At 47.6% G+C, this 24,454-nt stretch carries 20 protein-coding genes, 1 tRNA gene, 1 pseudogene and 1 other annotated feature; of the genes and pseudogenes, 5 read left to right on the top strand and 17 right to left on the bottom strand.

The genetic code is table 11. The annotated features are described in order from the left end of the window. Window positions 1-301 precede the first annotated feature (301 nt). The 4 genes from FYJ84_RS11985 (at window position 302) to FYJ84_RS11970 (ending at window position 4,735) form a co-directional block, all read left to right on the top strand. Entirely contained in the window at window positions 302-2,278 is a 1,977-nt protein-coding gene (locus FYJ84_RS11985; protein ID WP_154407841.1) for an autotransporter outer membrane beta-barrel domain-containing protein, read from the top strand. A gap of 33 nt (window positions 2,279-2,311) precedes the next feature. Next, window positions 2,312-3,991: a ShlB/FhaC/HecB family hemolysin secretion/activation protein gene (locus FYJ84_RS11980; RefSeq protein WP_205764241.1), complete on the top strand. Its 1,680-nt coding sequence runs from the start codon at window positions 2,312-2,314 to the stop codon at window positions 3,989-3,991. Between the two features lie 223 nt (window positions 3,992-4,214). Beyond that, a complete protein-coding gene (locus FYJ84_RS11975; RefSeq protein WP_154407839.1) occupies window positions 4,215-4,472 on the top strand; it encodes a type II toxin-antitoxin system RelB/DinJ family antitoxin in 258 nt (85 codons plus the stop codon). A 2-nt stretch (window positions 4,473-4,474) separates the two neighbouring features. Beyond that, window positions 4,475-4,735 (top strand): Txe/YoeB family addiction module toxin, encoded by a 261-nt coding sequence (locus FYJ84_RS11970; RefSeq protein WP_154407838.1) that lies wholly within the window; start codon window positions 4,475-4,477, stop codon window positions 4,733-4,735. A gap of 51 nt (window positions 4,736-4,786) precedes the next feature. On the opposite strand, the gene FYJ84_RS11965 is transcribed toward FYJ84_RS11970, so the two are convergent. The 5 genes from FYJ84_RS11965 to FYJ84_RS11945 form a co-directional block, all read right to left on the bottom strand. Next, window positions 4,787-5,020 carry a type II toxin-antitoxin system MqsA family antitoxin gene (locus FYJ84_RS11965; RefSeq protein ID WP_154407837.1) on the bottom strand — a complete coding sequence of 78 codons (234 nt, stop codon included), beginning with the start codon at window positions 5,018-5,020 and terminating at the stop codon, window positions 4,787-4,789. A 61-nt stretch (window positions 5,021-5,081) separates the two neighbouring features. Beyond that, a complete protein-coding gene (locus FYJ84_RS15085; RefSeq protein WP_205764240.1) occupies window positions 5,082-5,273 on the bottom strand; it encodes a DUF4258 domain-containing protein in 192 nt (63 codons plus the stop codon). Between the two features lie 156 nt (window positions 5,274-5,429). Beyond that, on the bottom strand, window positions 5,430-6,002 hold the full coding sequence (locus FYJ84_RS11955) for a zinc ribbon domain-containing protein (RefSeq protein ID WP_154407836.1): 573 nt from the start codon (window positions 6,000-6,002) through the stop codon (window positions 5,430-5,432). 25 nt (window positions 6,003-6,027) lie between these two features. Next, window positions 6,028-7,665: a zinc ribbon domain-containing protein gene (locus FYJ84_RS11950; protein WP_205764239.1), complete on the bottom strand. Its 1,638-nt coding sequence runs from the start codon at window positions 7,663-7,665 to the stop codon at window positions 6,028-6,030. Between the two features lie 367 nt (window positions 7,666-8,032). Next, window positions 8,033-8,800, bottom strand: coding sequence for a cyclase family protein (locus tag FYJ84_RS11945; protein WP_154407835.1), 768 nt, complete (start codon window positions 8,798-8,800; stop codon window positions 8,033-8,035). A gap of 384 nt (window positions 8,801-9,184) precedes the next feature. Between FYJ84_RS11945 and FYJ84_RS11940 the strand changes: the two genes are divergently transcribed. Next, a complete protein-coding gene (locus tag FYJ84_RS11940) occupies window positions 9,185-9,418 on the top strand; it encodes a type II toxin-antitoxin system RelB/DinJ family antitoxin (RefSeq protein WP_154407834.1) in 234 nt (77 codons plus the stop codon). A 527-nt stretch (window positions 9,419-9,945) separates the two neighbouring features. Here the strand turns inward: FYJ84_RS11940 and FYJ84_RS11935 are convergent. The 12 genes and pseudogenes from FYJ84_RS11935 to FYJ84_RS11880 form a co-directional block, all read right to left on the bottom strand. Continuing rightward, entirely contained in the window at window positions 9,946-10,488 is a 543-nt protein-coding gene (locus tag FYJ84_RS11935; RefSeq protein WP_154407833.1) for a hypothetical protein, read from the bottom strand. Beyond that, window positions 10,489-11,646, bottom strand: coding sequence for an AAA family ATPase (locus FYJ84_RS11930; protein WP_205764238.1), 1,158 nt, complete (start codon window positions 11,644-11,646; stop codon window positions 10,489-10,491). A gap of 344 nt (window positions 11,647-11,990) precedes the next feature. Further along, complete coding sequence (ahbB, locus tag FYJ84_RS11925; protein WP_154407831.1) at window positions 11,991-12,461, bottom strand: siroheme decarboxylase subunit beta; 471 nt, start codon at window positions 12,459-12,461, stop codon at window positions 11,991-11,993. 103 nt (window positions 12,462-12,564) lie between these two features. After that, entirely contained in the window at window positions 12,565-13,023 is a 459-nt protein-coding gene (gene ahbA, locus FYJ84_RS11920) for a siroheme decarboxylase subunit alpha (RefSeq protein WP_154407830.1), read from the bottom strand. Between the two features lie 297 nt (window positions 13,024-13,320). Then, window positions 13,321-13,941: pseudogene (yihA, locus tag FYJ84_RS11915) on the bottom strand (ribosome biogenesis GTP-binding protein YihA/YsxC); the annotation flags it as partial. Window positions 13,942-13,962: 21 nt separating this feature from the next. After that, a complete protein-coding gene (gene lon, locus FYJ84_RS11910) occupies window positions 13,963-16,281 on the bottom strand; it encodes an endopeptidase La (protein WP_154407844.1) in 2,319 nt (772 codons plus the stop codon). Window positions 16,282-16,391: 110 nt separating this feature from the next. Continuing rightward, window positions 16,392-17,648: an ATP-dependent Clp protease ATP-binding subunit ClpX gene (gene clpX / locus FYJ84_RS11905; RefSeq protein WP_154407829.1), complete on the bottom strand. Its 1,257-nt coding sequence runs from the start codon at window positions 17,646-17,648 to the stop codon at window positions 16,392-16,394. A gap of 12 nt (window positions 17,649-17,660) precedes the next feature. Next, window positions 17,661-18,266: an ATP-dependent Clp endopeptidase proteolytic subunit ClpP gene (clpP, locus tag FYJ84_RS11900; protein WP_154407828.1), complete on the bottom strand. Its 606-nt coding sequence runs from the start codon at window positions 18,264-18,266 to the stop codon at window positions 17,661-17,663. A 120-nt stretch (window positions 18,267-18,386) separates the two neighbouring features. Further along, the gene (gene tig, locus FYJ84_RS11895; RefSeq protein ID WP_154407827.1) at window positions 18,387-19,676 is read right to left on the bottom strand and encodes a trigger factor; all 1,290 of its coding nucleotides are present in this window, start codon (window positions 19,674-19,676) and stop codon (window positions 18,387-18,389) included. Window positions 19,677-19,839: 163 nt separating this feature from the next. Further along, window positions 19,840-21,267 carry a bifunctional folylpolyglutamate synthase/dihydrofolate synthase gene (locus FYJ84_RS11890; RefSeq protein ID WP_154407826.1) on the bottom strand — a complete coding sequence of 476 codons (1,428 nt, stop codon included), beginning with the start codon at window positions 21,265-21,267 and terminating at the stop codon, window positions 19,840-19,842. 30 nt (window positions 21,268-21,297) lie between these two features. Then, window positions 21,298-23,964, bottom strand: coding sequence for a valine--tRNA ligase (locus FYJ84_RS11885; protein ID WP_154407843.1), 2,667 nt, complete (start codon window positions 23,962-23,964; stop codon window positions 21,298-21,300). A gap of 71 nt (window positions 23,965-24,035) precedes the next feature. Continuing rightward, window positions 24,036-24,295: a binding site (T-box leader), on the bottom strand. A 53-nt stretch (window positions 24,296-24,348) separates the two neighbouring features. Further along, window positions 24,349-24,433 (bottom strand) — tRNA-Leu (locus FYJ84_RS11880). Window positions 24,434-24,454: the final 21 nt, after the last annotated feature.

Here is a 24,454-nt window from a genome sequence, read left to right as displayed (position 1 = left end):
GGATATCTTTCGCCAGATGACTTCGAAAAACTTTACAATGCGAGCGTTGCTAGAGAATCACTATTGGTAAGCTGAAAATAATTAAAATTTCTCATTTTATGTTGTACTAAATCTTGACATAGGACCACTCTATAAGAATGAACTTGATGATTCCTATGTTGAAATTGCTCCAGTTGTTCCTGCAAACGGTGTTCCTGACTGTATTATAGACGCTATTCCGGGTAACACTGATCCAGCTGAGCCATTTGCTGCTAAGATCCAAGCCAATGGTAATGTGCAAGTAGATTATAATCTTGAGTATATGAACGTTACCGGTAGCGGACAGCCTAGTGGCATTTACAATACTGGCACGCTCAAAGCTACTGGCGATGAGGATCCTATCATTGGCTCTGATGGTGAGGTGAATGCGAGTTCTGGTAGCGGCAATATATGGTTGACATCATCATACAATATTGTTAATGATAGTACAATGGATGCTGGCCGTCAGGTTACCCTCAATGCTAGTGATCAACTTATCAACAGGGGTATAATTCAGGGCGTATCGTATTTGGATATTAAGTCCATTAAGGGCTCTGTCCACAATTGTGATAGTGGTAAAATCATAGTAACAAATGGCAATATCGATCTGTCTACTGGTCAAGCTAATTTAATAATTCAGGGTGATAAATCTTACATTGACTTTACTTCTTTAGTTCTTGAAGGTACTATCAAGGCAGATGCCGGTATAAGTGACAAAAAGGAGCGTGGCAATATTAATATCACTGCCCACCTTGATGACATTTATATAGATGGAGCAACTATTGAATCAACAGACGATGTAATCCTCAATGCTGGACGGAATATCGCCATCGGCTATCAGACTGAGAGGGCCCGGCAGGACGACCCTACAACTCAAGGTCCAGGATATGATGATAATCCGAATGAAAGAGAATATTTTAAAATTAAAAAAAATGAAGACACAGGTACCCCTGTGCCTAGCACGAAGACTGCAACAATATCCGGCTCTAATATCATATTGATCGCTGGTGGCGCAAATCCGACTGATAAGCAGGCTGAATCTGAGGGCCGTGCAGCAGGTGAGCTGAATATTAACGGTACTCTTTCTGCCACTGCTGGCAATGTAGAAATCAATGCTGACAAGGATAAAATTATCGTAGATGGCGGCAGTATTTCCGCTACCGGCGGCGATGTAAATATCACTGCCAGCAAGAATGATGTTGTCATAAACAGCGGCACTGTTTCCTCTGCAAATGGCGACATACAGCTGACTGCTGGCGATACCGTGAACATAACAGGCGGCGAATTATCCGCCTATAATACCCTGTCCATGAATGGCAAGGCAGTAAACATCAGCAAGGATATTCAGTCAGGCAGTATAGAGATTACCTCCCCTGCCTTAGATTTCGGTACTCATAAGATTGCCGCCACAGCTGGTAGCGTAAAGCTGACTGATACGCAGGATGAATCTGAGGGCGATGCAGCAGATGAGCTGAAGATTACAGGTACTATTTCTGCCAAGGGTGGCAATGTAGAAATCAATGCTGACAAGGATAAAATTATCGTAGACGGCGGCAGTATTTCCGCTACCGGCGGCGATGTAAATATCAATGCCAGCGAGAATGATGTTGTCATAAACAGCGGTACTATTTCTGCTACTGGCGGAAATGTAGAAATAAATGCCGCAAAAGGCATTACTGTCAACAACAATGCAGAAACCGGCAAAAATGGCGAAATAGTTGCCAATGCAGGTAATAGCGATGGGAGAAGCGGCAACATTCATCTGACTGCTGACAATACCGTAGACATAACAGGCGGCAAAGTATATGCTGATGACACCCTGTCTATAAATGGCATTGAGGGTGTAACCCTCAGCGGTAGCAATACAGTCGTTGACGCTGGCAAGAATCTGTCTATAACTTCCGATAACAATGTCACTGATAGCAGAGGTGACAAGAAGCCTGTTGATGGCAGCGGTGACAAGAAGCCTGCTGATGGCAGCGGTGACAAGAAGCCTGTTGATGGCAGCGGTGACAAGAAGCCTATTATTGACAATGACAGTGTAGACCCGGTGAATATGAGTGCTCAGCTGTTGAACTATCAGCCTCAGAACACTTCTACAGCGGTATTTGGTAATACGTTCAATATGTCTGCTACTCCTGTGGCATCAATCGAAATGCCAGAACGTCCCGCCAGTGATGTTTCTCCCCTGCCTCAGGATGACAAAAAAGTAGTGAAGCAGGATGAGAACGGCCTGAGCATTGAAGACGAGGAAGAATAATATAATATCCGCAGATATATACAGAGGTGTATGATGAAAATACATAAAAAACATTTTGTCAGCTTGCTGACTGCCAGCTGCCTGCTGACCGGCAGCACTGCCCTGGCCGCTGAACCCAATATACCGAATCCTGTCAAGAATGATGCAGGCATCCAGATGAACCGTATGCGTGATGAAATGGAGCGTGAGCGTGTCAGGAAACAGATTGCCGAGGACAGGGCTGCTGCCGAAAACAAGGTGGAAGATCAGCAAAAGGCTCAGGAGCAGAAGGGAGAGACTATCAGCTTTGAGCTGAAGAAGATTGTGTTTGAACCATCTTCCGTTCTGACCGAGGCAGAGCTGGCTGAAATCACAGCTCCCTATGAAGGGCACAGCGTTCAGCTGAATGACATTTATGAAATTATCGAAAAAATCAACAAACTCTATAATGACAAGGGTTATGCGACCTGCCGGGCTTTTTTGCCGCCGCAGACCATCAAGGATGGCACGGTGAAGCTGCTGCTGATTGAGGGCAGGACAGGCGCGGCCACCATCAGCGGCAATAAGTACACCAAGGATGCCTTCATCAGGAACAGGCTGCATCTGCAGGAGGACGAGATTGCCAATATCAAGCAGCTGAACAAGGATTTGCTGCTTTTTAATGCCACCAATTCCACCCAGCTGCGCATTATGATGAAGGCAGGTACGAAGCCGGGCACTACGGACTATGAGATTGTTGCCTACGAGCCCCAGCGCGATACCTGGACTATCTTTGAGGATAGTGCAGGCAACTATGCCAGCGGTGAGTATCGTACAGGTCTTTTCTTCAATACAAAGAGCCTGTCGGGCAACTGCGATTCCTTTAGCCTCGGCACTGTGCTGAGCGAGGGCACGGAGGCCGCCAGTGCTTACTATAGCCGCAGCCTTGGCCCTGGCGGCACCAAACTGAATTTGCTCTATAGCACCAACGCCGTGAAGGTGACGGAGGGCTATTACTCGGATATGATCAAGGGACATGCCAATTTCTATTCCATTGGCTTTACCCAGCCGCTCCTGGTGGATGAGAGCAATCGCATCGAGCTGAGCCTTGATTACAACCGCCAAAACTCCAAGTCTGACTGGCTGTATGGCTTTAGGGGCAATATGGTCGATGACACGGTTCAGGATGTGTCTCTGGGCATTGCCATGACCAGCTACGGCAAAAGCCATGTGCTCTACCAGAAGCACAGCTATATAAGCGGCCATAGCGAAAGCACACCGGCGCTGTTTGACGAAAGGACGCAAAACTTTGGCTTCTACAAGTTCAACGCCCTGTACCAAAAGCTTTATCAGGCAGGCCAGATGTGGAACCTGAGAGCCGATGCTCAGTGGAGCAGCACCCATGGCATGGTGGGCTCCAAGCAGTTTTACATGGGCGGCATGTACAGCGTGCGTGGCTACAAGGAGAATTTCCTGGGCGGTGACAGCGGCTTTACCTTCAGCGCGGAATATGTAGTGCCGGTGTATAATAGGGACGTCAATGCGTTCACCTTCTTTGATTATGGCCATGTCTACGGCAAGTATCAGAGCGATGACCAGCACCATGTCCTGGCAAGCATCGGTTGCGGCATCCGCTGCAACATCGGCAAAAACTGCACTGCCAGCCTGACGCTGGGCGTTCCCCTGCAAAGGGACTTTGTAGCTGAACAGGTCAGCAAGACCAGGCTGCATTTCATGGTCAGCGGCAGATTTTAAACAAAATGGCCTGCCAGGAAGCTGTATAGGAAGCTGTGCCAAAAACTATATAAGAAGCTGTACAAGAAACTGTACAGCAAAAACAAAGCAGGGCTTCCGCTCTTGATGATGCTTCATCAGGCGGCAGCCCTGTTTTATTTGCCAAGTGTCCTTGTATCTGTATTTACTTTGTATTTACTTTGTGCTATAATATAAACAAAATATAACACTAGGAGTTGATACCATGAAAGCAGATACTATTACCATGCGCGTAAATCCAGAATTAAAGCGCCAGGCAGAAGCCCTTTGCGCGGATATGGGCTTTACCTTATCCACTGCATATACAATGCTCCTAAAAGCTATTGTACGCACCCGCTCCCTTCCATTCCCACTCACCGCCTCAGACCCATTTTATTCTGATACAAATATGGCTCATCTGCAACGCGGCATAGAGGCACTTAATGCCGGAAAAGGTCAGAAACATGACCTGATTGAGGTGTAAGGATGCAAAAAATTTGGTTTGATGAGGCGTGGGAAGATTACCTCTATTGGCAAATCCAAGACAAAAAAACTTTAAAACGCATCAATGCTCTCATAAAAGATGCTGAACGCAATCCGTTCTCAGGCATAGGAAAGCCTGAACCATTGAAAGGAAATCTGAGTGGATTTTGGAGCCGCCGCATTGATGATGTCAATAGGCTTGTTTATCGCATCCAGCATGATACCCTTGAAATACTCTCATGCCGCGGTCATTATGATTGCTAATTTCACTAAAAAACCCTGCCATATAGCAGGGCTTTTCTTTACTATATTTGCCTAAGCAACTTTCATATTCCTATAATCTGTGATTACAACCTCACTCAATGCCTGCCGAGCCTGTATGACAATCTTATCCAATTTCTCCATAACATCATCCGCAAAAAATGTCTCCCCACACTGAACGCATTCAAGGCCAGGCACATTTTTCACCACAATAACACAGTTATCAAATGTAACCACATGGGTGGTAGTACCATATTTTGTTTCCTGGCAATGGCAAAACATACACATAAAAACTACCTCTTCGTTTTTAAATCATCTAAAAACTTTTCAGCACTGGGATAATAAGCTGTTATAATAAGCACATTATCGCCATCATATCCAGCCACAACATGACCCCCCTATTATTCAGCGTGTCATGTCCAAATATCAAACAACTTGGATGAGGATAATCTGTGGGATAATCCTCTATAATTTCTCCATTCATAATGCAATTTATAACATCAATACGCAATATCCCTAGTTGCTGTATTCTATTAGCCAAACAACCATTAAATCATATCAATGATAAAAACATGTATGCCATCAGTCCATGAGGGTAAGCATATTTTATACCAAATAATCCAACCCGCATAAAATATACTTGTCCCCCCCCAATACCTGCCCATATGAACACAAAAAACAAATTTATAGTCCTAGATCACAAAGTAGCACCACAATTTGCACAGAATTTGCCTTTACCTACAATTTCTTCTCCACAATGAGGACAAATCTTTGCATCAAATGATTTGTTCATTTTTTCTACATACTCATCAATATCCTTAAAGAGAAAATAATGCAGAATTTTGTTATCCTCTCTAACCTTTCTGCATGCCTCATAATCTGTATTATGGTTTTTATATATCGGTTTAGGTGGATTAATATAATCTATTCCATTTTGAATGACAACAAAATCCCCAACAACTTTAAGCGATATTATTTCACCATAGTGATTACAACTAGCTTTTATATTATAAAACATAAATTCTTTATATTTTTTACTGCTGTTATCTACTTCTGAAACATCAGAGTATTTTTTACTCGTTATTACGTTGATAATACCATCTAATGTAACTCCACGTCCTAACTGATATACTTTTCGTGTAAACCAAGTATTTTCTATAATAAATTTCTCTATTTCATCCTCCGTCTTAGGTTCAACCAATACTTCCCTAGCAGATTCCTCACTGTTCATGCCACCAAACATTCTCAAAAAATCATTATCACCAAACATAAAAATCCTCCTATCTATATATTTATCACAGCTTCATACCACAACTCGCACAAAAAATTCCCTTTCCCACAATGGGTTCTCCACATCTTGGACATTTCCTGGAGCTAACAGACACACCAATACTATCCTCACCATCAGCAACATCATCCAATATTGCTCTCAATCCTTGTACCATTTGCTCATCCGACGGAAGGGTTATTCTCTTTCTATTCTTTGCTATATCCTCAAACAATGGTTCAAGTTTTCTTTTTGCAAAACCACCATGAGAACTGCTTGCATACATATCCTTTAAGAAATCACCATCAACGATACCAGATAACCGATCACATATCTTCTCTCCTTCAGATTGAGTAACCAAATAATCTTCTGCTAACTTCTGAAATTCTTTTTCTAATATTTCTTGCATCTCAACGGCATCATCCTCTATCATTTCATCCAATACAGCTGAAGATGCTGCACCAGCGGCAGAACCACCTGCAAAGCTTCCTAGCAATCCACCAACAATACCTCCTACAACGTTCCCTACGCCAGGAATAAATGAACCGGCGGCAGCCCCAGCAGCAGCTCCTGCCATCCAACCACCTGTGCCTCCTGCAACAGCAGCTGCAGTTTTTCCAACATTCTTGAACAACTGCTTTCCAGATATTCTTCCCCTAAACATGTTGGCAACATCAAAACTGGACAAAACTGCAACTGTAATTGCACCTGTAACTACATTTCCCCTCAGCAATTTAGAAGCACTTTGCATGGCAGCTGCACCAGAAATAGGCGCACCGCTCCTAAAAGCATTTGCTAACAAAGCAGATGCTTTTGGACCCATAACTCTAACTACTTGGTCTGTTGTACCACGCAGCAAGGAATTTAGTGCTGTTCTCTGCATTTGAGATGCAAGCACGGTAGTTACAAATGCCGTACCACCTACTTTCAAACCAGCGGCTGCTGAATCTTTTATGGCTTCATCAAAAGGCTTTCCATTCCATACTGCAACAGCAAAATTCATAGCAGTGCTTATTCCAAAAGAATATGCAGCCACTATTGAGCCCTGCACAGCATCAAACGTAATAGACTCAACAGTACCAAACCTTGCTACATTCCTTGCTTGTTCATAGGTAAAATTTCCCTTGCGAATAATGTTTTTTGCTTCACTTGGATCTGTTACCCCGGGAACCTCTCCCCTTTTAATGCGTTCCTCCATCGCACGAACTGCATCATCATACTTATCAGAGGGAACTTCAACTTGCATTGGCTTCCCATCTGAATTTATATATCTAAATTTGCCGTTCTCAAAACATTCACCAACACACTTGCTACCTGTTTTGCAATATTTAGTTTGAATTTCTATGCCATCTACGATTCTATCTGCACCATTTTTAGCATTATCACCGCCTACTACTTTAGCATCATGCCCATGTGCTTTATCATACAAGTCATTCATTTTTTCGGCAGCAAAGCCATGACCTCTAGGAGTAACAAATCTATCTACATCTTCCACAATATAACGTGTTGCACTCGTGTTCCCCGCAGAAGCTCCCATAGACTGTCCAATATCAGCAGACTCATCACCAACGCCACCATTGAAAAACGTTGTATTGCCTTTCACCAAACCACGCCTTTTCCTGTTATTATCTCCTATCCCACCATTGAAAAACGTTGTATTGCCCATAAAACCACCTCATCAATACTATTCTACAAATGTTATAAATTTCCTGCTTTTATTTTACATATCTTATAATATATTTCTTTAAGGACACTATATGTCCTTTTGTAAAAATACTCTATCCTGTTGGTCTTAAATATAAAAAAATATCTGTACTTAATATTAATACACCAAAGTTTTCGTTAAAAAATATCTCTCCGCACTGAATCCATGACAAACAAGGTACATTGTTTCACAGGAAATATACACTTACAAGAATTTGTTCTGTCATTTTGAACATACAACATGCTACCAATATAAAAAACTACTAGCATCCCAAAAAGGCTCATCACTAACAATGAGCCTTTTGAAAACAATATTTTACCAGCACTTATTACTTTTTCGGGGTAATCGCTAACACCCTCACAGGCAGCCCAGTTGCCCCCTCTATGTTAGGCCAGGCTGCAAAGAGCAATGCCCCTGCCGGTGCAATCCTGTCAAGATTATTCAGCACCTCGATTTGCAGCTTTCCCTTGGAGAGCACATATCTCTCGCAAACTAAATCCCCTGCTTCCGCAGCTACTGCGCTGGCATCCGTATCAAGGGTTTCATGCCCATTGGCAGCTGCATTTCTAGTTTCGTAGATGTACTTCAAGGCCTCTAAAGACCAGCCAGGTGCATGTTCGCTACCATCCTCGGCCGCGCCGGAAAGTGCATCCATATCCGGCCAGTTCTTCGCCCAGCCGGTATAGAGTGCCACAAAAGCACCATCTGGAATGTTGCCATGCTCCGCTTCATAGGCCTTTATATCATCAACTGTCACTGCATAGTGCACATCAGCCTTGACCTTCTCCGATATATCTATCACTACCAGCGGATAGATGAAATTCTTCACACCATATTTCTCGGATAAATCTGCACCTTTGATGAAATGCCCCGGAAAATCAATATGAGTACCGAACTGTCCCGGAACCTTGAATGTCTGAATAAGGCACTCCAGCATCGGATTGCCCCAATCAAACACTGTAGTCCCTAATTCTACAGCACCTTCAGGAATACCGCCCCAATATGGACTGCTATTATTCAAAGAATGGCTCAAATCTACCCACTCATATTCATCAGATTGCAATTCTCCTAAGATTGACCACAGTTTGTTACTCATATTTAATCGCTCCTTAATAACATATTTGTTTAATATGATTAGATGTTATCACATCCCCCCTCTTTTGTCAATTTGTTTTCATATATTTTTTATATGTATTATAGTAAAAACCTTATTGTCTTGAATATTCCTGTCAAAACCTATCCTATGACATTAGTGGTGAAAATACCTAGCTGATTCCATACTTTTACACGAAAAAAGAGTACCCATTGCTAGATACTCTTTAACATATGTGCTATAATCCCCTATAAGAGACATTGGTGTATCGACTTAACTAAACATTTTTTGAGGAAGCTGACAACTGCAACATCAGCTACCTCTCTGTGCCGAAATTATACCACCACGGAGGCAAATTCATAATACTATTTCGAGAGGAGAGCTTTCATGGAAAAAACTGCCACACTAAATCTACATGTCAACCAGGAAATAAAGTGCAAAGCAGACGCTGTGCTATCCGAACTGGGATTGTCCATGACCTCTGCCAAAAACATATATCTGAAGCAGATCGCCCTACATAGAGCCATTCCTTTTGACTTGGCACTGCCCAAAGCACCATCCAGTATTAACGCGGATATTATGTCTGCACAAGGCTTACAATCGTCTATTGAAAAGGTCTGAAGATATATAGCATGGAAACACTGTTCCAGCAGATGTTTTTTTGAAAACTTTAGGAGCAGCCATGGCCTTCAATAAATTCAATGTTATATTATCAAAACAGGCATCCAGTGACATAAGTTGTATATACGAATACATAAGCTTGACATTGTGCATCGGATATGCCATGTGGACACCTGTAAAAACAAAAATGGAACTTGCAACTTTCATGTTGAGGTAAAATTTGGAAAATACAGGGTAACTCATCGCATTGTTAAGACGAATCTTTTTGGAAATCGCTCTGTTCATGCATATGTAAAAAACTGGCAAGGGAGCACAATATTAATTTCTCTAAATTAATGCAAAATGCCCTGTGCAAGGAATTGAACATTACCTATTCTTGACGATTGCTAAAACAAAAAGCCGTCCAGCAGGACAGCTTTGGAATGGACATACAGATATTGAAATTAGACATACTGTGTATACGCGATATACTGCTATGTGTCAAGCAGCACACCGATTATAGATGTGCTGCTAGTTTTAAATCTGCATCACTGCTTATTTTTTAGCAAGTCATAAATTGATGCTTCATCCTTCTTTTGTTTATGAACGCGATGATATTCCTTTATGCTATCCACGAGGAAGCTTGGTTCAGAGAAATATTTTGAAATGAAATTTGGTGACTTCACATTCTTTATTTTTAGTTCACTTTTACAATAATCACTTGGTTTCTTAATGCTTGACCTGCAATAATCGTCATATTTCCCTTTGCTGACAATGACCAAAATTTCAATCTCCGGAGCAGTAATCACATTTATTATATCCACCTGGCATCTGTATGCTTTGCTCAAATTGAATTTTTCCGACCGTGAATCTATTATGCGGAGAATGGTTATCTTGCCATCATATTCACGTCTCAGGTAACGCTTTTCAAAATCTTTGACAGGTGTGCGAGGTAAAACTTCTTCTTCCAGTAGTTGATTTCTGCTGAATATCAACATATCATTGTCCAGCAGCAAGTTTATGATAGCAGTTTCAGCACCACCTTCGCAGATGCACGCAATTATACTTGAATTTGAAATGTTTACTTCCATTTACATCTCCTGTGCTGCAATAATGCCGTTTTTAAGTGCCAATAACGCCTGATACTTAGGTGCTGTCCCACCGAGGAAATTGCTTTGGTATACCTCGCTCTTTTTCATATCGTTCCTTTTTAACAGGGAATTGAGATTTGCTACAGACAATCCATCATTATTTCTTGTAATAAATATGGCATCATTCCTTACCATATCATCAAGCAGCTCAGAATAATGAGTCGTGAATATAATAACCGCACCTTTAGGATTGGTTTTCCTGCTCATGAATAACCTGAGCAGTGACACTACTAACTCCTTATTAAAGTGATTTTCTATCTCGTCAATAAATAAATATCCACCTTGTTTCAGGACTCTGGCGGCATCAGTAAATACCCTTAATCCTTTTACTGTGCCAGATGAAAGATATTGTGGCAGTTCGCCTAGATTTAGCAGTACCAATTCAGGTTGTCCTTGGAATTTTAACTTAATCATTGTTTTTTTGTTTTGATTTTTTTCAACTTTTATGTACTCTATTGTAGGATCCAACACTGATATGATTTCCGCTGAGGCATAGCTATCATCAGGTGTAAAGAGATTAAAATCCGTAAGCACGGACAAATCCACAAATAAGTCTTTTTCTTGGATTTGCTTTTTTATGGCTATAACAATGCTTACATCATCTGAAAGATATTCGTCTGAATTGTCACGGACCCGTATGGGTTTCGACTCATCGTAAGCCAGGAAATTACTTTTATTAACTTTGCTGTTGACATTTTTCCCCCACAATTTTTCAGAAATAATTCTGATGCCATTGGTTCCATCAGGTAGCTCTGTTTTTACTATCTTGCTCTGGAGATGATATATTTTATTGCTGGCATAAAAATCAATATCAAATACCACTTCACTGTCATCGCTAATAATTTTTGGTACAAAACCCGCATTCATCGGAGTGGCGCATAAAAGCATACTTGCAAATGATACGACTCGCAAGGCTGTTGTTTTTCCAGAAGCGTTGATGCCGATAAATGCTTCTGCTGTATTGATATAAACGTTTCCGAAAAGATGCGATAATGCTTCCATGTGGTTTTTCTGAACCCTTTGCAGAGCATAAAAAGAAACATCAAATGGATTTTTGTGCAAAGGAAGTCCCTCTGCCCTTATCCTTAATAATTTCATAAATACCCCCATAAAAACTGACATTACGTTATTATAAAACTATATTCATATAATATCATATTATTAGTTTTATTACAACGAAATTTCCGTTTTTATGCTGCTATTTTTATTTCACCTCTTTTGCACGAAAAAAGAGTACCCATCACTAGATACTCCTCAACGTATGTGCTATAATACTTTCCGATAGAAACTGCAAGCCGACCATTTGCTGTGGTCGGCTTAACCAAACATTTCTTGAGATAACTGACAAGCGAAACATCAACTGCCTCTTTACAATGCAATTATATCGCCACAGCAATGAATTTACAACACCTAAAACAACCACCAACCAGCATGCCGTATTTTCACACGAAATACGACATGCTGGTTTTTTTCCATTCTTTGCCGGTGTACAGCATTGTCCGCTGTGTGACGCCGGTTTCCTGTGCCAGCTGCTCTGCAACGGCCTCACAGTCCTCACGGCTGGAGCCGTGAATCATGGTATAGAAATTATATGGCCAGTCAGGAGTCACGTTGCGGTCATAGCAATGAGTTACTGCCATGTGGCGGCACATAATATCAGCCACCTCGTCCATGCGCTCATCAGGCACTACCCAGACACAGAGGGCATTGGCTGCAAAGCCCACCTCCCGATGCCGCAGCACCGCCCCCATCTTTCTGAGGGCACCAGTCTCCTGCATCAGGCGGAGCCTTGACAGCACTTCTTCCTCCGTGCTGTCAATCTCCTCTGCAATCAGCTTGAATGGCTCCGCCACCAGCGGCAGCTCATCCTGCATGGCACGCACTATTTTCTTATCCAGCTCTGTAATTTCCATAAGACCTCTGCAACTTCCTTTCCAGCCTCAGCCACGGCAACGGCACTACCCAAAGCCAGCAACGCCACATATACCCTATCTCAGCCAGTTTGTCTCCTGCTGCTTATTTCAGCTTAAACTGCACATTAATCTTGTACTTTTTCCTGGCACTCAAGTCCATAACCGCCTCTACCCCCGGCAGGGCACCAATCTGCCCCAGAATATCCTGCCGCAGCCGTTCATTGGGGGTAATCAGGGTAAACCACAGGTTGTATTCCCCTTCACGCTGATAGTTGTGGGTAATACCCGGAAACTGATTGATAAAAAGCGCCGTTTCCTCCATCAGCCCTTCTCTTACCTTCAAAGCCACCAGCGTCCCCCGGTAGCCCAGCTCGTCAGAATTAAAGAACGCCCCAATTTTTCTGATATACCCGGCTTCCTTCAAAAGCTGCAGCCTGGTGATGACCTGCTCCTCGCTCATGCCCACTTCCTCACCAATCAGCTTGAAAGGACGGGATACCAGCTGCAGCTTTCCCTGCAGCAAATTCAGCAATTTTTTATCCAAATCCGTTAATTCCAGCATAACAAGCACCAAACCTCAAAAACAAAAGTACAATCTGCAACGCGGCAGACAAATACCGCCAAATAAAAAAACAAACCTCAAGACAAAAATATCCAAAAAACAAAAGCTCCCAAGCCCGAAAGCCCAGGAGCTTATATTTATTTTACCCGACTGCACAGGGATTGTCAATAAAAATGAACCTCATTCACTTTTATTAGTCATTTCCTCCTGCCCTGTCTCATCACCGGCATTAACATCACCGGCAACGCCATTACTGATAATATCGCCATTATCAATATTATCGATATTATCACCATCATCTGTCAGGCACCCGGCAATAACCTCCAGCAGCTCATCCCTGCCCTGATTTTTCACCGAGGAATAAGGCAGCACATCCATCTCCTGCACCCCCAGCTTTCGCTTAATAGCCGCGATGCTCTTGGCTGCCGCGTTCTTGCTGACCTTGTCCGCCTTGGTGGCGATAACCAGCACCGGCAGGTTGTTTTCCACCAGCCATTTGAACATCTCCACATCCGATGCCATAGGCTCATGGCGGATATCAATCAGCTGGCACACAAACTGGATATTTGGGGAGGTCAGCAGATACTCATTGATAAACCTGCTCCAAATCTTCCGCCTCTCCGCACCGGTCTTGGCATAGCCGTAGCCAGGCAAATCCACCAGATAAAAATCCTGCCGCTCCGGCACATCCTGAATTTTGGCACCAATCTCATAAAAATTGATGGTCTGGGTCTTGCCCGGCTGGCTGGAAACCCTGGCCAGGTTCCGCACCCGGGTGAGGGAGTTTATCAGGGATGACTTGCCCACATTGGAGCGGCCGATGAACACAACTTCCTTGCGCTGCAGCTCCGGATACTGCTCCGGCTTCACAGCAGAAGCAAGATACTTCCCCTGAGTAATAATCACCTTATCTGCCACGGCACTCACCTGCCCTTTCCATCACTGGCAAAGGGCTGTTTCCAGCACCTTGTCCATGTTTTCCACCGGCACAAATTCCAGCTTCTCCCGGACGCTCTCAGGAATATCCTCAATATCCCGCTCGTTTTCCTTGGGCAGCACAATGGTCCTGATGCCCTCGCGATACGCTGCCAGCACCTTTTCCTTCAAGCCGCCAATCGCCAGCACATTGCCGCGGATGGTAATCTCCCCGGTCATGGCCACATCGCTCCGTACCCTGCGGCCGGTCAGCCCGGATACAATAGCTGTTGCCATGGTGATACCTGCGGAAGGGCCATCCTTTGGCACGGCACCCTCAGGAAAATGCACATGGATATCATTCTTCTCATAAAAATCCTCTGCCAGCTCAAACTTATCCTGGCGGCTGCGGATGTAGGAAAGGGCAGCCTGGGCCGACTCCTTCATCACATCCCCCAGCTTGCCGGTCAAGATCAGCTTGCCAGTGCCAGGGAAAATATTTACCTCGGTAGGCAGGATATCGCCGCCAACCTGCGTCCATGCCATGCCGGTACACAGCCCCACCTCCGGCTTGCGCTTGGCCTTGGTATGAGGATACTTCACCTTGCCCAGGATATCCACCAGGTTTTTCGTGGTGACATATACGGACTCCGTATCCCCCTCCACGATTTTCCTTGCCACCTTGCGGCAGAGATGGCCGATGACACGCTCCAGCTCGCGCACCCCGGACTCTCTGGTGTACTCGTTTATCATGCGCTGCAGGACGCCTGCCCCCAGCCTGATTTCCTTGCCGGAAAGGCCGTTCCTGGTCCGCTGCCGCGGCAGCAGGTACTGCTTGGCAATCTCCAGCTTTTCCTGCTCCGTATAGCTGGAAAGGTTAATAACCTCCATGCGATCCAGCAGAGGCCGTGGAATAGAGCCTATATCGTTGGCAGTCACAATCCACAGCACATCGGACAAATTAAATGGCAGCTCAATATAATGGTCGCTGAAGGTATTGTTCTGAGCCGGGTCCAGCACTTCCAGAAGGGCCGAGGTAGGGTCTCCCTTGTAGTCAGAGCCCATCTTGTCCACCTCATCCAGAAGGAACACAGGATTTCGAGTACCAGCCTTTTTCAGGGCTTCCAGAATGCGCCCAGGCATAGCCCCCACATAGGTGCGGCGATGGCCACGAATCTCCGCCTCATCCCGCACGCCACCCAGGGAGGCACGGACAAACTTCCTGCCCAAAGCCTTTGCCACAGAACCAGCCAAAGAGGTCTTGCCCACCCCCGGCGGCCCCACCAGGCACAAAATAGGCGCATTCTGCCCGTTAGTCAGCTGGCGCACCGCCAAGAACTCCAGGATGCGCTCCTTGACCTTTTCCAGCCCGTAGTGGTCGCGATCCAGCACAGCCGCTGCCGCCTTGATGTCGTTGATATCCTCTGACAGGCTCTCCCACGGCATGGACAGCAGATTGTCAATATAGGTGCCGATGACGGCTCCCTCCTGGGACATGCCCTGAGTCCTTTCCAGCCGCTTCAGCTCCTTCTCCACGGTCTTCACAACCTCGTCAGGGAAGTGCCCCTTGCTCAGCCTTTCCTTGTATTCCTCAATATCCCCCAGAATGCCGTTCTGGTCTCCCAGCTCATTATGGATGGCCTTGACCTTCTCCCGGAGATAATATTCCTTCTGCACCTTTTCAATCTGGCGGCGCACCCGGGTGCCAATCTTGCGCTCAATATCCAGGATGTCCTTTTCACGCTTCAGGAAGCCGTACAGCCTCTCAAGCCTTTCCTTCACATCGATGCTCTCCAGGATTGCCTGCCTGTCATCCAGCTTCAGATTGATATGACCGGCAATCATATCTGCCAGCCGCCCGGCATCATCTATAATCGAAACAGATACCATGGCATCTGCCGGAATTTTCTTGCTGCTCTTGACCCACTGCTCAAACTCGTGCACAACCACACGAACCAGGGCCTCCATCTCTATGGACTTGTCAATCTTGTCATGGTACTCCCTGACATTGGCAATCAGGTAGTCCTCCTCCTGCTCAATGGCGCTGACAATCTGGCCGCGGTAAAGGCCCTCTACCAGCACTCTGATTGCCCCGTCCGGCAGCTTCATCAGATGCTTTATCTCAGCCACCGTACCCACGCTGTACAAATCTGACATCTGCGGGTCCTCCAAATCCGAATCCCGCTGCGCCACCAGGAAAACGTGCTTGTCCTCCACCAGCATGGCCTTTTCCAAGGCGGAAATAGACTGCTCCCTGCCAGCATCCAGATGAACCATCATATATGGAAAGACCATCATGCCCCTAAGCGGCAGCACAGGCAGCACTACTACATTCTCATCCATTTCCTCCATAAAATCCACCTCCGCAAAAAAATCTATATAAACATAGGCGTTACCCTGAGGCAACGCCTATATATTCTGCTCAATTTATCATCCTAAAGGCAGAAGCCAGCTCAGGCCGATGCCTCATGCTTGCGCTTTCCATAGGAAAGTACAGGATCCTTCTTCTCAAGAACCACATCCTTGGTCACCAGGCAGTCAGTAACGCCATCCATGGACGGGATTTCGTACATGACGTTCTTCATCAGCTCCTCGATGATGGAACGAAGGCCACGGGCACCTGTCTTGCGCTTCAATGCCTCCTTGGCAATGCTGCGCAGTGCCTCATCATCAAAGGCAAGCTTCACCCCATCCAGATCAAGCAGGTGCTGATACTGCTTCACCAGCGCATTCTTCGGCTTGGTGAGGATTTCCACCAGGTCGGCTTCCTCCAGAGGTGCCAGCGTCACCACCACCGGCAGCCTGCCGATGAACTCCGGTATCAGGCCGCTTTTCATCAGGTCATCCGGTGCCAGCTTCTTCAAAAGCTCCCCCATGTCCATCTGCTGCCTGGAGGCAATCTCTGCCCCGAAGCCAAGATTCTTCTTGCCGATGCGCTTGTTGATAATCTTGTCAATACCGGCAAAAGCACCGCCGCAGATGAACAGGATATTGCTGGTATCAATCTGCAAAAGCTCCTGATGAGGATGCTTGCGACCGCCCTGAGGCGGCACGGAAGCCACCGTTCCCTCCAAAATCTTCAGCAGGGCCTGCTGCACTCCCTCCCCTGACACATCACGGGTAATGGAGACATTCTCACCCTTGCGGGCAATCTTGTCAATCTCATCAATATAGACAATGCCCCGCTCCGCCTTCTCAATATCAAAGTCGGCAGCCTGAATCAGCTTCAGGAGGATATTCTCCACATCCTCGCCTACATATCCTGCCTCAGTCAGGGTAGTGGCATCTGCCACGGCAAAAGGCACATTCAAAATCCGTGCCAGTGTCTGTGCCAGCAATGTCTTGCCGCTGCCCGTAGGACCCAGCATCAGGATGTTGGACTTCTGCAGCTCCACATCCTTCTTCAGCTTGCGGCTGTCAGCATTTATCCTCTTATAATGATTGTATACAGCAACTGCCAATGATTTCTTGGCATCCTCCTGACCGATAACATACTGGTCAAGAATGCTCTTTATCTCTTTCGGCTTGGGCAGGCCACGAACCTCATCATCATCCTGCTCCCGCACTTCTTCATCAACTATCTCGTTGCACAGCTCAATACACTCATCACAAATATAAACTCCCGGACCTGCTACCAGCTTGCGTACCATGTCCTGAGGCTTTCCACAAAAAGAGCAGACAAGCTTTTCATCATTATCATTGAAGCTCATGCCGCCACCCCCTTAGTCCTGAGAATTTTCGCTATCCTTTGCCCTGGTAATAACCTTGTCAATCAGGCCGTATTCCACAGCCTCGGATGCACTCATAAAATTGTCGCGCTCAGTATCATTCTCCACCTGCTCCATGCTCTTGCCGGTGCGCTCAGACAAAATCTCGTTCAGCATGTGGCGTGTGCGCAAAAGCTCCTTCGCCTGAATCTGAACGTCAGTAGACTGTCCCCGGGCACCGCCTAACGGCTGGTGAATCATAATCCTGGCATTTGGCAGGGCAAAACGCTTGCCCTTGGCACCGGCAGTCAGAAGCAGGGAGCCCATGCTTGCCGCCTGGCCAATGCAGATAGTAGCCACATCAGGCTTGATATACTGCATGGTATCATAAATAGCCATACCGGCAGTCACAACGCCGCCAGGGCTGTTTATATACAGATAAATATCCTTGTCAGGGTCCTCTGCCTCAAGAAACAGCATCTGGGCAACAATGGTGTTTGCCATGTTGTCCTCTACCTCGCCACCCAGGAAAATAATCCTGTCCTTCAAAAGACGAGAATAAATATCGTAGGCGCGCTCCCCCTGACCGGACTGTTCCACAACCATAGGAACATAACCCATTTTCCAATCACCTCACTGAAAACTCACTGAAACGGTTTCAGCAGATACAACGGGGCGGCATTCCCCTGCGGTCATGCCGCTCCATCCAAATATCAGCAATTATTCAAAAAGCCTTGGCAATTACTCAGCAATGTTGTCAATAATGAACTGTGCAGTCTTGCGCTTCAGGACAGTCTCAATCAGATCCGGGGTACGGCCCTGCTGGGTAATAATCTTCTTCACCTCGGCAGCGGTTGCGCCATAAGCCTTGGCCATAGCCTCAACCTCTGCATCCAGCTCCTCGGTCTCAACCTTGATACCCTCAGCCTTTGCTACAGCTTCCAGAACCAGGTCGGTCTTCACGTTGGCAGCAGCGGTGTCCCTGTAGGTCTCACGCAGCTTGTTGATGTCGGTGCCTGCATACTGGAGGTACATCTCCAGCTTCATGCCCTGCTGCTCCAGGCGCATAGCCAGCTCCTGAATCATGATGTTGATGCGATGCTCAACCATAACCTCTGGAACCTCTACAGTTGCGTTCTCAGTAGCCTGCTTGATAGCCTCCTCGCGCTTCTCGGACTCAGCCTTGCTCTCAGCAGTCTTCTCCAGGTTGGAGCGGATATCAGCCTTCAGCTCATCCAGAGTCTGGAAGGTGCTTGCCTTCTTGGCAAACTCATCATCCAGGGCAGGCAGAACCTTTCTCTTGATGCTCTTGACAGTGCACTTGAACACTGCTGGCTTGCCCTTCAGCTCCTCAGCGTGATACTCCTCAGGGAAGGTTACGTTTACATCCTTCTCCTCCCCAATCTTGGCGCCGATCAGCTGATCCTCGAAGCCAGGAATGAAGCTGTTGGAGCCGATCTGCAGAGGGTAGTCCTTGCCCTCGCCACCGGCAAAAGCCTCGCCATCAACGAAGCCCTTGAAGTCCAAGGTGATGAAATCATCCTTTGCCACCTCGGAGCCTTCTTCAGCCTCAACCATGTCAGCCTGACGATCCAGCATGCGGGTCAGCTGCAGCTGAACTGCCTCATCGTCAACAGCATCCTTCTGAACCTCAACCTTCAGGCCCTTGTACTCGCCCAGCTGAACCTCAGGCTTCTTGGTAGCAGTTGCCTTGAACACCAGATCCTTGCCCAGCTCCTTGGTAACAACCTCGAACTCAGGGCGGGTAACGATGTCGATTTCCTTCTCCTTCAGTGCATCAAAGAAAGCCTTTGGTGCAGCAATCTCTACAGCCTCATCAATGATATATTCCTTGCCTACATGGCGCTCTACAATCATCTTTGGAGCCTTGCCCTTGCGGAAGCCAGGGATGTTCACCTTGCTGGCAACCTTCTTGTATGCAGCCTCATAAGCCTTATCCAGCTCTGCAGCCGGTACAGTGATTTCAAATTCAACCTGAGAGTTCTCCAAATCCTTTACGTTTACTTCCATTGTGTCTAATGACCTCCTGAAAAATATTTGTGCAGGGACACCGGCACAGCTAATTCAGCGCATAGTTATCCCCATTCTTTACCATAGTACACCAAACCATAATACCACAAATTTCTATTCTACACAAGGTTTTTGTTTTTGCTAAACTTCCGGGCTGATAAAATTACCCTTTCATCAGCAAATCCCTGAGTGCACCAATAAGATACAGGGAACCTGCACAAATCAAAATCGTGTTACGCGGCTCCCCCGTTGCCTGTGCCAGCTGATGCCCCCGCTGCAGGGCGGCAGCTGCATCAGCCACAGCCTCCCTGCACTCAGACTTCACATAAGGAAGCAGCTCGGCAGGCTCCGCCGCCCGTTCCGAATCAGGGGTAGTCAGCACCACCTTGTCCTCAGGACGAAGCAGCATATCCAGCATCTGCTGATAATCCTTGTCCTTCAATATCCCCAGCACAAAGACGCGCTGCTCCGCCGGGAAATAATAATCCAGGCTGGCACGCAGGGTAGCAATCCCGGCAGGGTTGTGGGCGCCGTCAATCAGCACCTTGTAAGCATATCCCTTTATGAGTTCAAAACGTCCCGGCCATACCACACGCTTCATGCCCTGCTTGATGGCCTTCTTTGTAAACCGCAAATCATCCGTTGCCAGCACCATCATCACTGCCGCAGCCAATGCGCTGTTCTGCACCTGATGGAGCCCTAGCAGGGACAGCTTGTAATCCATGCTGCCAAACACATCATTTTTGCCCTTGAAGGCCACCAGCTGCTCACTGTCGCCGCACTCGCTGCAATCCATGTGCAGCTTGGACAATGCCTCCATCTGCATAGCCGTCAGTGCCCTGTCCTGAGCGCCATAGCCCGTTGCCCCCAGGTTGGGCGGAATGGACAGCTGCCCCAGAGGCTTCATGGCCTCGGCTGCAAAATCCTCCCCCATGACGTACAGGGCACACCCCTTGGCCCAGGCCTCCTCCCGGATAATCTCCAAGGCCTTGCCCTCGGCACCTGTTACCACCGGCACCCCAGGCTTCATGATACCAGCCTTGTGATGGGCAATCCCCTCCAGGGTGCCGCCGCATTTATCTGCATGCTCAAAGGTTACGTTGGTAATCACGGACACCTCCGGCAGGATTACGTTGGTGGAGTCCAGCAGGCCTCCCAGCCCCACCTCGATGACGGCATATTCCACCTTTTCCTTTTGGAACAGCAGAAAAGCCGCCGCCGTAATCACCTCAAACTGGGTAGGATGCTCGTCACCCTCCCCTGCCATAAACTCGCAGATATCACGCACCACGCTCAAAGCATCCGCAAACTGCGCCTCGGACACCTGCCTGCCGTCAATCACCATCCGCTCCGTGTAGGAGGAAAGATGGGGCGAGATGTACATGCCCGTCCTGATGCCAGCCGCCTGCAAGCCGGAGGCCAGCATGGCAGTCACGGAGCCCTTGCCGTTGGTGCCGGTCACATGGATTGTCTTGTAGGCCTTCTGAGGCTCCCCCAAAAGGTACAGCAGCTTTTCAATCCTCGCCAAACCGAAATTCATGCCAAAGACATTCAGCTCATCCAGATAAGCCAGGCTTTCCTCATAATTCATAACCTTTCACCTCCAAAGCGCAGGTTCCCATCAGATATTCTGCAAATAAGCCAGGCGTTCCTTCACCGCGTTCTGCTTCTCCTGATAGCCCTTCAGCTTCTCCTGCTCACCGGCTACCACCTCGGCAGGTGCCTTGGCCAAAAAGCCCTGATTGCCCAGCTTCTTCTCCAGGCGGCTGATTTCCTTGTCCAGGGTTGCCATCTCCTTGTTCAGGCGGGCAGTCTCCTTCTCCACATCAATCAGGCCCTTCAGCGGCAGATAAATCTCCACGCCGTTTACTACGCCTGTCATGGCATTTTCCGGCTTCTCAGCACCGGCTGGCAGCATGGTAACAGGCTCGGCAGCAGCCAGCACCGTCAGATAGCCCTCATTGGCGGCAAATACCTCCCTGAGCCTTTCATCGGTAAAGTTCAGGATTACCTCGCTCTTTTTGCCCGGAGCCGCATTGACCTCAAGGCGCAGGGCGCGGATGGTCTTGATGGACTCCATGATGGCGGTCATAGCTGCCTCATCCCCATCATTTACCAGCTTGGCAAGGCCTGCCTCGTCATTGCCCGGCCACTCAGCTACCATGATGCTGATGCCATCATGAGGAATATGCTGCCATATTTCCTCGGTAATAAACGGCATGAACGGATGCAGGAGGCGCAAGGTGCGCTCCAGCACATAGCCAAGGACATACTGGGCAGTCTGGCGAGGACGAATATTTTCCTTGTCGTAGAGCCGTGCCTTTGCCAGCTCAATGTACCAGTCGCAGAACTCGTTCCAGATAAACTCATAAATCAGGCGGCCGGCCTCGCCCAGCTCAAACTTCTCCAGGTTTGCCGTAACCCCCTGGGCTGTCTTGGCAAAGCGTGACAAAATCCACTTGTCGGCAAGGGTATAATCCCCCTCCTCCGGCACAAAGCCCTTGTCAAAGCCCTCAAGATTCATCAGCATGAAACGGGAAGCGTTCCACAGCTTGTTGGCAAAGTTTCTGGTGGCAACCACCCTGTCATTGATAAACCGCATATCATTGCCCGGGGTATTGCCGGTAATCAGCATAAAGCGCAGGGTATCCGCGCCATACTGGTCGATAACCTCAACAGGGTCAATGCCGTTGCCCAGGGACTTGGACATCTTCCTGCCCTGCTCATCCCGGACCAGGCCGTGGATGTACACGGTCTTGAACGGAATATCCTTGCCAAATTCCAGCCCCATCATGACCATGCGGGCCACCCAGAAGAAGATAATGTCATAGCCGGTTACTAGAGTGCTGGTAGGATAGAACTGCTTCAGCTCAGGTGTCTCATCCGGCCAGCCCATGGTTTCAAAAGGCCACAGTCCGGAGCTGAACCAGGTATCCAGCACATCCTCATCCTGACGGAGATGCCTGCCGCCGCACTTCGGGCAGACATCCACATCGGTACGGGAAACGATGGTCTCGCCGCAGTCATCGCAGTACCAGGCCGGGATGCGGTGTCCCCACCACAGCTGGCGGGAAATGCACCAGTCGCGGATATTGTCCAGCCAGTTGCAGTAAATCTTGGTGAAACGCTCCGGCACAAATTTAATATCCCCGTTCTTTACCGCCTCGGCAGCAGGCTTTGCCAAGGATTCCATCTTTACAAACCACTGGGTGGAAATCATCGGCTCAATGGTGGAGTGACAGCGTGAGCAGTGGCCTACGGCATGTTCATGATCCTCAATAGATACCAGGGCGCCAATCTCCTGCAGCTCCTTCACCAAGGCCTTGCGGCACTCGTAGCGGTCCATGCCCTCATACTTGCCTGCACCCTCGGTCATCTTGCCGGTATTGGAGATAACCTTTATCTGCTCAAGGTTGTGCCTGAGCCCCATCTCGTAGTCATTAGGGTCATGGGCAGGGGTAACCTTTACCGCACCAGTACCAAAGGCGGAGTCAACGTACTCATCAGCAAACAGCGGAATCTCACGGTTTACTACCGGCAGGATCAAGGTCTTGCCCACCAAATCCGTATAACGCTCATCAGCAGGATTTACCGCCACGCCGGTATCGCCGAACATGGTCTCAGGACGGGTGGTGGCAACCTCCACATACTTGTCCTCGCCCTTTACCTGATAGCGGATGTGCCACAGATGTCCGGCCTCGGTCTCATGCTCCACCTCGATGTCAGAAATAGCGGTGTTGCAGTCAGGGCACCAGTTGGTAATGCGTGTCCCCTGATAGATAAGCCCCTTCTCATACAGGCTGACAAAAACCTCCCGGACAGCCCGGGAGCAGCCCTCGTCCATGGTAAAACGCTCCCTGTCCCAATCCAAAGAGGAACCCAGGGAACGCAGCTGGCTCATGATGCGGCTGCCGAACTTTTCCTTCCACTGCCATACACGCTCCAGGAACTTCTCCCGGCCCAGCTCGTAGCGGTTGGTGCCTTCCTCCCGGAGAGCCCCCTCCACCTTGGCCTGGGTGGCGATACCGGCATGGTCGCAGCCCGGCATCCACAGGGTATTGTAGCCCTGCATGCGGCGCCAGCGAATCAGGATGTCCTGCAAGGTATTGTCCAGGGCATGCCCCATGTGCAGCTGGCCGGTTACATTTGGTGGCGGAATCACGATGCTATAAGGCTGCTTTTCCTCATCCACTACAGCATGAAACAGCTTGTTTTCCTCCCAGAAGCCATACCACTTCTTCTCAAAGCTTTTCGGGTCATAAACCTTGGGAATGTTATTTTCTTCCATATTTTCCTTTTCCATGTCCATAATCTCTCAAACTCCTTCACATAAAACAAAAAGTCCCTTTCGCCCTCACTGACAAGGACGAAAGAGACTATCTTCCGCGGTACCACCTAAATTTGCACGGCTGATGAAAAGCCGCCCACGCTCACTGGCTTAACGCCGCCCGGCGTCCGAACCTACCAGATAACTTAATAATTCAATCAATTAACAACTTACCCTTCAGACCGGCTGCTCCAAAGCTACCTTCCCCGCTCCGCCAGTGGAAGCTTTCACCCTCACGCTTCCCTCTCTGAACTGCCCGGCAGCAGGTACTCCTCTTTTTCATCGCATTTTTGCATATTTATTTCATATATTAACTGACACACAAACCTGTGCAAGCATCATATATGGTGCGGACGAGAGGGGTCGAACCTCCACGCCTTGCGGCACTGGATCCTAAGTCCAGCGCGTCTGCCAGTTCCGCCACGCCCGCACATCAGCCTAAATAGGATAG

It is taken from the genome of Anaerovibrio slackiae (assembly GCF_009695585.1).
GTDB lineage: Bacteria > Bacillota > Negativicutes > Selenomonadales > Selenomonadaceae > Anaerovibrio > Anaerovibrio slackiae.
Note: the sequence above shows the minus strand (reverse complement) of the source record. Positions and strands in the feature narration are given on the sequence as shown.

Coding starts and splice junctions, on each gene's coding strand:
- FYJ84_RS11935 (WP_154407833.1), bottom strand. CDS start 10,488: ATGGAAGTAAACATTTCAAATTCAAGTATAATTGCGTGCATCTGCGAA.
- lon (WP_154407844.1), bottom strand. CDS start 16,281: ATGGATGAGAATGTAGTAGTGCTGCCTGTGCTGCCGCTTAGGGGCATG.
- FYJ84_RS11885 (WP_154407843.1), bottom strand. CDS start 23,964: ATGGAAGAAAATAACATTCCCAAGGTTTATGACCCGAAAAGCTTTGAG.
- ahbB (WP_154407831.1), bottom strand. CDS start 12,461: ATGGAAATTACAGAGCTGGATAAGAAAATAGTGCGTGCCATGCAGGAT.
- FYJ84_RS11950 (WP_205764239.1), bottom strand. CDS start 7,665: ATGGGCAATACAACGTTTTTCAATGGTGGGATAGGAGATAATAACAGG.
- FYJ84_RS11890 (WP_154407826.1), bottom strand. CDS start 21,267: ATGAATTATGAGGAAAGCCTGGCTTATCTGGATGAGCTGAATGTCTTT.
- clpP (WP_154407828.1), bottom strand. CDS start 18,266: ATGGGTTATGTTCCTATGGTTGTGGAACAGTCCGGTCAGGGGGAGCGC.
- FYJ84_RS11955 (WP_154407836.1), bottom strand. CDS start 6,002: ATGTTTGGTGATAATGATTTTTTGAGAATGTTTGGTGGCATGAACAGT.
- FYJ84_RS11970 (WP_154407838.1), top strand. CDS start 4,475: ATGCAAAAAATTTGGTTTGATGAGGCGTGGGAAGATTACCTCTATTGG.
- FYJ84_RS11975 (WP_154407839.1), top strand. CDS start 4,215: ATGAAAGCAGATACTATTACCATGCGCGTAAATCCAGAATTAAAGCGC.
- clpX (WP_154407829.1), bottom strand. CDS start 17,648: ATGAGCTTCAATGATAATGATGAAAAGCTTGTCTGCTCTTTTTGTGGA.
- tig (WP_154407827.1), bottom strand. CDS start 19,676: ATGGAAGTAAACGTAAAGGATTTGGAGAACTCTCAGGTTGAATTTGAA.
- FYJ84_RS11985 (WP_154407841.1), top strand. CDS start 302: ATGAACGTTACCGGTAGCGGACAGCCTAGTGGCATTTACAATACTGGC.
- FYJ84_RS11965 (WP_154407837.1), bottom strand. CDS start 5,020: ATGTGTATGTTTTGCCATTGCCAGGAAACAAAATATGGTACTACCACC.
- FYJ84_RS11940 (WP_154407834.1), top strand. CDS start 9,185: ATGGAAAAAACTGCCACACTAAATCTACATGTCAACCAGGAAATAAAG.
- ahbA (WP_154407830.1), bottom strand. CDS start 13,023: ATGCTGGAATTAACGGATTTGGATAAAAAATTGCTGAATTTGCTGCAG.
- FYJ84_RS11930 (WP_205764238.1), bottom strand. CDS start 11,646: ATGAAATTATTAAGGATAAGGGCAGAGGGACTTCCTTTGCACAAAAAT.
- FYJ84_RS11945 (WP_154407835.1), bottom strand. CDS start 8,800: ATGAGTAACAAACTGTGGTCAATCTTAGGAGAATTGCAATCTGATGAA.
- FYJ84_RS11980 (WP_205764241.1), top strand. CDS start 2,312: ATGAAAATACATAAAAAACATTTTGTCAGCTTGCTGACTGCCAGCTGC.